Source organism: Saccharopolyspora sp., from assembly GCF_017434145.1.
GTDB classification, from domain to species: Bacteria; Actinomycetota; Actinomycetes; order Mycobacteriales; family Pseudonocardiaceae; genus Saccharopolyspora_C; species Saccharopolyspora_C galaxeae.
In genome coordinates, this window is sequence record NZ_JAFRFW010001007.1 from 1 (window position 1) to 8,562 (window position 8,562).

The following is an 8,562-nucleotide window of genomic DNA, read 5'->3' on the forward strand; positions in this document are numbered from 1 at the left end:
CGGCAAGGCGGCGATCCTGCTGCCCGGCCCGCCGCGCGACCCGGGCAGCGGGGTCGAGTACGACGTTCCCGGGACGCCGCGGCGCGACGGCGAGATTCCGGTGCGCACGGTCGCGGCGCCCGCCTATCCCGGGCTGGCCGCCGAGCGCACTCCGCGCTTTTCGCTGCCGCTGCGCGGTGCGGCGGCGACGGTGGTGAACCCGCCCGGTGGCTCGCCCGGTTCCACGAGTTCGCTGCCTGCGGCCGGGGCCGCTCAGCACGGCGACGAGTCCGCCGCGCGCGATCTGCCCGGCCAGGTCGCGGCGTTCCGCACCGATCCGGCCTCGTCCCGGACGTTGATCTCCGGTGCCGCGCAGACCCGGTTGTCGGTGTCCTCGGTGCCCGGCCAGCCCGCGACGGGCGACGCCGTGCTGTTCGCGAAGCTCTACGACATCGATCCGGCGGGCAGGCGCGACCTGCTGGGCGACTCGGCCGCGCCGATGCACGTGACCGGGCTTTCCCCCGATGGCAAGCCTTCCGAGGTGAACGTTTCGCTGCCCGGGGTCGTGCACTCGCTGGAGCCGGGCCACCGCCTGGAACTGGCGGTGACCACGACCGATCAGGCGTACGCGACGCCGGTGGAGCCTTCCGTGCATCGGGTTGCCCTGGCCGGGAACAACGCCGTGTCGGTGCCTTCGGTGCGCGGGACGACCGTGTCCGCGGCGACTTTCCCGTTCGCGCCGCTCGCAGGCGCCGGAGCCGTCGTGCTGCTGGCGTTGCTGGCCTGGGGCGCGTCCCGGCTGCGCGGCCGGGCGCAGGCTCCGGACGAAGCGCTGGCCGAGGTGCCGTTGCAGATCAGCGAGCTGCACAAGACTTATCCGCACCGGATCACCGCGCTGTCCGGATTGTCGCTGCAGGTGCAGCGCGGCCAGGTCGTCGGGCTGCTCGGGCCGAACGGAGCGGGCAAGACGACGACGCTGCGCACGCTGCTCGGCCTGTTGCGGCCGGATTCCGGCTCGGTGCGGGTCTTCGGACATCCCGTGCGCCCCGGCGCGCCGGTGCTGTCCCGGGTGGGTTCGCTGGTGGAGTCGCCCGGGTTCCTGCCGCACCTGTCCGGGCTGGAGAACCTGAAGAACCACTGGGCCGCCACCGGCCGCCCCGCGCTGCAGGCCCGCTTCGACGAGGTGCTGCAGATGACCGGGTTGGACGAGCACGCCGACCGCCGCACGGCGACGCTGAGCCGGGGCATGCGGCAGCGGCTGGCCATCGCGCAGGCCATGCTCGGGCTGCCGGACCTGCTGGTGCTGGACGAACCGTTGAACGGGCTGGATCCGCCGCAGATCCACCGGCTGCGCGAGATCCTGCGCCGCTACGCCGAGACCGGCCGCAGCGTGCTGATCTCCAGCCACCTGCTGTCCGAGATCGAGCAGACCTGCACGCACGTGGTCGTCCTGCACCGCGGTGAGGTGGTCACCGCGGGCGCGGTGGACGACGTCGTCGCGCTCGACGGGCAGGCGACCTTCCGGGTCGACGATCCGGAGCAGGCCGCCGAGTCGCTGCGCCGGCTGGAGGGACTCGGCGCGGTGGAGGTCGACGGCGATCTGCTGCACGCCGACCTGGCCGGGCAGCCCCGGTCGGTGGCGGTGAACGTGCTGGTGGCTTCGGGAGTGGCGATCAGCCAGGTCGGCCCGCGTCGCCGGCTGGAAGACGCCTTCCTGGACCTGGTCGGAGAGGAGCGACGCTGATGACGCAGGAACCGGCCACCCGGCAGGAGCGGGCCACCCAGCAGGAGCCGTCGCAGCACGCAGCGGAAACCGACGCGGCGTTGCTACCGGTCAGCGGCCTGGACGCGACCCAGCCGGACGGCAGCGTGCGCGGCTACCGCGCGTCCCGGACGTTGCCGGTCCGGGTGGAGCTGGCCAGGCAGCTCAAGCGCAGGCGCACCCGGTTCGCGCTGGGTTTCCTGGCGTTGCTGCCGTTGCTGCTGCTGGCCGCGTTCGAGATCGGCGACGCCGGTTCCGCCCGCCGCGCCTCCGGTGAACTGGTGGATCTGGCCACCGGCAGCGGGCTGAACTTCGCGATGTACGCGCTGTACTCCTCGGCCCCGTTCTTGCTGGTGGTGATCGTCGCGCTGTTCTTCGGCGACACCGTCGCCAGCGAAGCTTCCTGGAGGAGCCTGAAGTACCTGCTGGCCGCGCCGGTGCCGCGGGCCCGCCTGCTGCGGCAGAAGGCGCTGGTCGCGGCGTTGCTGTCGCTGTGCGGGCTGGTGCTGCTGCCCGCGATCGCGCTGGCGGTCGGGGTGTTCTGGTACGGCCCGGGAGACCTGGTGAGTCCTTCGGGCAGCGTGGTGCCGTTCCCGCTGGGCGCGCTCGACCTGGTGCTGGCGGTGGCGTTCCTGGCCGTGCACCTGAGCTGGGTCGCCGGTCTGGCGCTGTGCCTGAGCGTGCGCACCGACGCGCCGCTGGGCGCGGTCGGCGGCGCGGTGGTGCTGTCCATCCTGTCGCAGATCCTCGACCAGATCTCCGCGCTCGGCGGCCTGCGCGCGTACTTGCCGACGCACTACGCGACGTCGTGGACGGGACTGCTGGGCGAGGGTCCGGAATGGGCCGGTGTGGTCCACGGCGCGTGCTCGGGCGTGATCTACGCGGCGGTGTTCACCGCGCTGGCGCTGTGGCACTTCCACCACAAGGACGTCACCAGCTGACGCGTTCGGCGGCCCGCCGCCGGGCCCTGCGCGAGACGAGTTCGAACACGGGCGCATAAGCTGCTCCGCGATGGAGGTCTTCCACCTGCGCTACTTCGCGGCCGTCGCGGAGAACCTGAGCTTCTCCCGGGCGGCCCGCGAACTGCACATGGCGGTGTCGCCGTTGAGCCGCCGGGTGCGGGACCTCGAGCGCGAGCTCGACGTGCGCCTGTTCGAGCGGGATTCGCACAACGTTGCGCTGACCCCGGCCGGATCGGCGTTGCTCCCGCTGGCGCGCGAGGCGTTGGCGCGGTTCGACGAGATTCCGCGGCGGCTGCGCCAGGAGCTGGGCGCGCAGCCCGCCGTGGTGCACATCGGCATCGCTCCCGCCTTGAACGAGCGGCTGCGGAACCTGCTCAAGGAGTTCGAAGCCGCCCAGCGGTTCGAGGTGCGCCGCTGGCCGGGCGGCAGCCTGGACCTGGCCGGTCAGGTGCGCCGCCAGGAACTGGAGCTGGCGCTGGTGCACCTGCCGGTGCACGTGGCGGACGTGCAGGTCCGGGAGGTCATGCGGGAACCGGTGGGCGCGGTGCTGCCCGCCGCGGAGTTCGCGGGGCGCAGCTCGGTGTCGCTGGCCGAGTTGGCCGACCACGTCTTCGTGCGCCCGGGTTCGGGCATGAACCCCACGTACTTCGAGCAGCTCGAGGTGCGGATGGCCGCTGCCGGGGTGCACCGCTGGACGACGTTGAACTCGCTGGACTACTCGGGCACCGCGGAGTTCGTGGCCAGCGGCGGCGCGTTCGCGGTCACCATCCTCGGCAGCGGCGAGTCCTTGAGCGGCCCGCGCCGGGACGACGTGGTGGCGCTGCCGTTCGCCGATTTCGAACCGGCGCTGTCCACCGGGCTGATCTACCGCTGCGACCGGGCCGCACCCGGCGGTGACCTGCACGAACTGCTCACCGAAGCGATCGCGGCGCTGGGCTGACGCGCGCCCGGCGGTGTGCTGCCGGACGGCCCCGGGTAATTCGAGGTGGCGGGCGTCCACGAACACCGGGCGGTGCAGCGGAAATCCGCGACCGCCGAGCTACCCGCTGAAATACCGCATCCCGCTGGACCGCTGCGGTCACGCCGTCGTTCTCCGATCGGGCGCACCGATCGATTGCCGCTGCGCGCGACCCGCTCCTAATGTCGTTAGTGAAGCAAACGAAATCGCCTCGTCCGGGAGTGCCCTGCATGAACGCCCCTGCCACCACCGCGACCTCGGGCCGGGAGGGCCCGCTGGCCGGGGTGCGCGTCATCGACATGTCCACTGTGGTCATGGGGCCGTACGCGGCCCAGATCCTCGGCGACCTCGGTGCCGACGTCATCAAGATCGAGTCACCGAAGGACACCGTGCGCAACAGCACGCAATACCGGAACACACCGGGCATGACATCGCTGCACCTCAACGTGAACCGGAACAAGCGCAGCGTGTCGCTGAACCTCAAGGACGAGGCCGGCCACGATCAAGCGCTGCGGCTCATCAGCGGCGCCGACATCCTGATCACGAACATGCGGATCGGTGCGCTGCGCCGCCTCGGGATGGACTACGACAGCCTCGCGGCCGAGCACCCGCACCTGATCTACGCGCACGCGCAGGGATTCCGCCCCGATTCCGAACGCGCCGACCTCGCCGCCTACGACGAGACCGTGCAGGCCGCCTCCGGCTTGCTCGACCTGGCCGAGCGCGCCGGGGACATCGGCTCGCCCGCGGTGCTGCCGAGCATCTTCGGCGACAAGGTCGCCGCGCTGACCATCGCCTACAGCACGCTGGCCGCGCTGCACCACCAGCGCGCCACCGGGCAGGGGCAGCTCGTCGAGGTCCCGATGACCGACACGCTGCTGGCGTTCAACATGGTCGAGCACTTGCAGGGAGCGGTGTTCGAGCCGCCGATGAGCGGCACCGGTTTCCCGCTGTCGATGAACAAGGGGCACCGGGCGCGGCCCACCAAGGACGGCCAGGTCATGATCATGCCGTACACCCCGCAGAACTGCCGGGACCTCTTCCGCGCCGGTGGCCACCCGGAACTGGCCGAGGATCCGCGGGTCAACGGCGAGGTGCTGGACGCCCGCGCGCACGGCGCGGCGATCGCCGAGCTGATCGAGTCGGTCACGCCGAACCTGACCACCGACGAGTGGATCGAGGTGTGCACCAAGAACAGCATCCCGGTCGGCCCGGTGCTCAAGCTGGACGAAGCCGCCGAGGACCCCTACGTCCGGCAAGGACACCTGCTGGACCTCGGTGAGCACCCCAGCGAGGGCTCCTACCGCGTCGTCGGGGTGCCGATGAACTTCTCCGCGACGCCGGCCTCGGTGCGCGAGCACGCGCCGATTCCCGGCCAGCACACCGACGAAGTCCTCGACGAGCTGGGCCAGGGAGGTCAGCGGTGAAGCGTGACGAAGTTCTGCGCAGCTTCACCACCCCGCTCGGCGCCCCTGCGTACGCACCCACCGCGGCCCGGTTCACCGACCGCGAGTACCTCAACGTCGTGTACCGGACCGACCCGGACGCGCTGCGGGCGGTGGTGCCGGAGCCGCTGGAGTTCGACGAGCCGCTGGTGCGCTTCGAGATCATGAAGATGGGCGAGGTGACCTCGTTCGGCCCGTACGTCGAGTCCGGGCAGGCGATCCCGGTGCGGCACGGCTCCGAGCACGGCGAGTACCTGCACGCCATGTACCTGAACAACTTCCCCGCCACCGCCGCGGGACGGGAGCTCAGCGCCTACCCGAAGGTGATGGGTTCGCCTGCGCTGTTCGCCGACCACGCCGCTCTGGTGGGCACGTTGGACTACGGCTCGCAGCGGGTGGCGACCGCGACGATGGGCTACAAGCACCACGCGCTGGACCTGGATGCGGCGAAGGCGCAGATCACGGTTCCCACGTTCATGCTCAAGCTGGTCCCCGGCTACGACGCCGCGCCGCGGATCGCCGAGCTGGTGCGCACCCAGATCACCGACATCGTGGTCAAGGAGGCCTACACCGGCCCGGCTCGGCTGCAGCTGTTCGAGCACGCGCTGGCGCCGCTGGCGGATCTGCCGGTGCGCGAGGTCGTCTCGGCCAGCCACATCGTCACCGATCTCACCCTGGGTCCGGCGCGCCCGGTCCACGATTACCTCGCCGAATGAGGGAAGAAATGCCGAACGATCCACAATGGACGAACGTGGCGGTGGTCGGGGCGGGCACCATCGGCCTGTCGTGGGCCGCCTTGTTCGCCGCGCACGGCCGCGTCGTGCGGATCACCGACCCGCGCGAAGATCTGGAGCAGCTGGTGGCCGACGCGATTCCGTCGCTGTCGGCCGGAATACCGGACTCCGACCCGGAAGACCTGCGCAGCCGGGTCCGCCCCGTGCACGACCTCGCCGAGGCCGTCGCCGACGCGGACCTGGTGCAGGAGAACGGACCGGAGCGACTCGAGTCCAAACAGGACCTTTTCGCCGAAATCGCCCGGCTGGCACCGGATGAAGCGGTGCTGGCCTCGTCCAGCTCCGGCATCGTCGCCTCCGAGATCGCCGCGAAACTGTCCGAACAGGACGCTTCCCGAGTGCTGATCGCGCACCCCTTCAACCCGCCGCACGTGGTGCCGCTGGTGGAGATCGTGCCGGGCGAGCGCACCGCGGAGCCGGTGATCACCCGGGCGATCGAGTTCTACCGCACGCTCGGGAAGACCCCGGTGCGCGAGCACAAGGAGGTCTCCGGTTTCGTCGCCAACCGGTTGCAGAGCGCGCTGATGCAGGAGGCGATCTCGCTGGTGCTGGACGGCGTGGTCAGCGCCGACGAGCTGGACACCGTGATGAAGTCCTCGCTCGGCGGCCGCTACGCGACCGTCGGCCCGTTCGAGAGCTTCCACCTCGGCGGCGGCCCCGGCGGCATCCGGCACATGATGCAGCACCTCGGCCACGGCATGGCCCGGCGCTGGGGCGATCTCGGCCACCCGGCGCTGACCTCCGGCGCGATCGAGGAGATCGCCGGGCAGACCGAGTCCGCCTACGGCTCCGGCCCGGAGGCGTACCGGGCGCGTTCCCAGCGGCGCGACCGCAAGCACCTGGCGCTGCGCGCAGCGCTGCACGACGAATCTGCGAGGTAACAATGCCCAGGAAGGCCAACTCCGAACCCGACTTCTTCGGCTACGCCGAGCTGCTCAGCGACGCCGAGCGGGCCGAGCTCGCCGAGATCCGCGACTACCTGCAGCGCGAGATCGCCCCGATCGCCAATGGCGCATGGGAACGCGCCGAATTCCCGCCCGAGGCGATCGGCAAGTTCGCCAAGCTGCGGCTGGCGGGCTACTCGTACCCGGAGTTCGGCGACGGCAAGCAGCGCAGCCCGCTGTTCCCCGGTTTCCTGAGCATCGAGCTCAACCGCGTCGATCCGTCGCTGGCGGTTTTCGCCGGAGTGCACAACAACCTCGCCATGGGCAGCATCTACGGCGGCGGTGACCAGGCGCAGCGGGACCGCTGGATGCCGCAGCTGGTCGGCATGGACAAGATCGGCGCGTTCGCGCTCACCGAGCCCGAGGGCGGCTCGGACGTCGCAGGCGGGATGCGCACCACCGCCCGCCGCGACGGCGACGAGTGGGTGCTCGACGGCGCCAAGCGCTGGATCGGCAACGGCACCTTCGCCGACGTGATCGTGGTCTGGGCCCGCGATGTCGCCGACGACCAGGTGAAAGGCTTCGTCGTCGGCCACGACACCCCCGGCGTCACCGCCACCAAGATCGAAGGCAAGGTCGCGCTGCGCACCGTGCAGAACGCCGACATCGTGCTGGACGGCGCCCGGGTGCCGGAGGCCGACCGGCTGCAGAACATCGACAGCTTCCGGGACACCGCGAAGGTCCTCGCCCGCACCCGCGGCGGCGTGGCGTGGCAGGCGCTCGGGGTGGCGCTGCGGGCCTACGAACTGGCCCGCGAGTACGCGGTCGGCCGCGAGCAGTTCGGCAAACCCATCGGCGGCTTCCAGATGATCCAGGACCTGCTGGTGAAGATGCTCGGCAACGTCACCGCGATGTTCGGCATGGTGGTGCGGCTCAACCAGCTCACCGCCGAAGGCAAGGCGGGTGCGGATCAGGCCGCGCTGGCCAAGGCGTTCACCACCACGCGGATGCGCGAAGTCGTGGCGTGGGCGCGGGAATTGTTCGGTGGCAACGGGATCGTGCTGGACTACGAGGTCGCGAAGTTCTTCGCCGACGCCGAGGCGATCTACTCCTTCGAGGGCAGCCGCGAGATGAACACGCTCATCGTCGGCAAGTCCATCACCGGGCTGAGCGCTTTCACGTGAGGTACTCCGTGACGGGCTGCCGCTGAACCGGCAGCCCGTCACCGAGTGCTCGGCCCGTCACGACCGGGCTGTTCGCTTCCGGTCGTTCGCCGCGAGGATGTGCGGTCAGCGGGCCGGACGCGGGTGCCGTGCGCCGGCGGTCTCCGCAGGCGGCCCACCGTCCACAGTGTCCGGAAACGGACTGCGGCGACAAGGTTCCGGAAACCGCGGACTCAGGCGGTTTCCACGTCCGGCAGCTCGACGTCCCAGCGCAGCAGTTCGCCGGGATCGTCGTCCGGTGCGTCGATGTGCCGCTGGTGCAGCCGCTCGACGTCTTCCGGACGCTCGGCGTGGCCGGCGTCGATCGCCATGGACATGCGGGCGCTGCGGGCCGCGTTGCGCTCCATGCGGGGCCGCCGCAACCGCTCGTAGACGTCGAGATCGCGGTCGCGCAGTGCTGAGCCCAGCAGCAGCATCCGGCCGTCGCGCCACCTCGGAAGCGGCACCAGGTCCCGGGCGTTGGTGGCCAGCACTTCGTCCGCGGCCTCGACGACGTCCGCCGCAGGCGTCGCGTCCGGCCGCAGCGCGGCGAGCAGCCGAGCACGCCGCGAAGCC

Annotated in this window: 7 protein-coding genes and 1 pseudogene; 7 read left to right on the plus strand and 1 reads right to left on the minus strand. The window is 71.2% G+C overall.

Annotation, left to right across the window (positions count from 1 at the left end):
* The 7 genes from IJH84_RS27440 to IJH84_RS27470 all read left to right on the plus strand — a co-directional run.
* Window positions 1-1,723: ATP-binding cassette domain-containing protein (locus IJH84_RS27440; RefSeq protein ID WP_295150736.1), on the plus strand; the 1,723-nt coding region annotated here is incomplete at its 5' end.
* Window positions 1,723-2,682 carry an ABC transporter permease gene (locus tag IJH84_RS27445; protein ID WP_295150741.1) on the plus strand — a complete coding sequence of 320 codons (960 nt, stop codon included), beginning with the start codon at window positions 1,723-1,725 and terminating at the stop codon, window positions 2,680-2,682. The genes IJH84_RS27440 and IJH84_RS27445, both read left to right, overlap by 1 nt.
* A 70-nt stretch (window positions 2,683-2,752) precedes the next feature.
* Entirely contained in the window at window positions 2,753-3,643 is an 891-nt protein-coding gene (locus IJH84_RS27450) for a LysR family transcriptional regulator (protein ID WP_295150744.1), read from the plus strand.
* Between the two features lie 248 nt (window positions 3,644-3,891).
* Complete coding sequence (locus IJH84_RS27455) at window positions 3,892-5,088, plus strand: CaiB/BaiF CoA-transferase family protein (protein ID WP_295150747.1); 1,197 nt, start codon at window positions 3,892-3,894, stop codon at window positions 5,086-5,088.
* The gene (locus tag IJH84_RS27460; RefSeq protein ID WP_295150749.1) at window positions 5,085-5,822 is read left to right on the plus strand and encodes an acetoacetate decarboxylase; all 738 of its coding nucleotides are present in this window, start codon (window positions 5,085-5,087) and stop codon (window positions 5,820-5,822) included. Before IJH84_RS27455 ends, IJH84_RS27460 begins: the two co-directional genes overlap by 4 nt.
* A gap of 8 nt (window positions 5,823-5,830) precedes the next feature.
* The gene (locus IJH84_RS27465) at window positions 5,831-6,781 is read left to right on the plus strand and encodes a 3-hydroxyacyl-CoA dehydrogenase NAD-binding domain-containing protein (RefSeq protein WP_295150752.1); all 951 of its coding nucleotides are present in this window, start codon (window positions 5,831-5,833) and stop codon (window positions 6,779-6,781) included.
* A 2-nt stretch (window positions 6,782-6,783) separates the two neighbouring features.
* Window positions 6,784-7,968 (plus strand): acyl-CoA dehydrogenase family protein, encoded by a 1,185-nt coding sequence (locus tag IJH84_RS27470; protein ID WP_200072022.1) that lies wholly within the window; start codon window positions 6,784-6,786, stop codon window positions 7,966-7,968.
* Between the two features lie 212 nt (window positions 7,969-8,180).
* Here the strand turns inward: IJH84_RS27470 and IJH84_RS27475 are convergent.
* Window positions 8,181-8,562: pseudogene (locus IJH84_RS27475) on the minus strand (hypothetical protein); the annotation flags it as partial.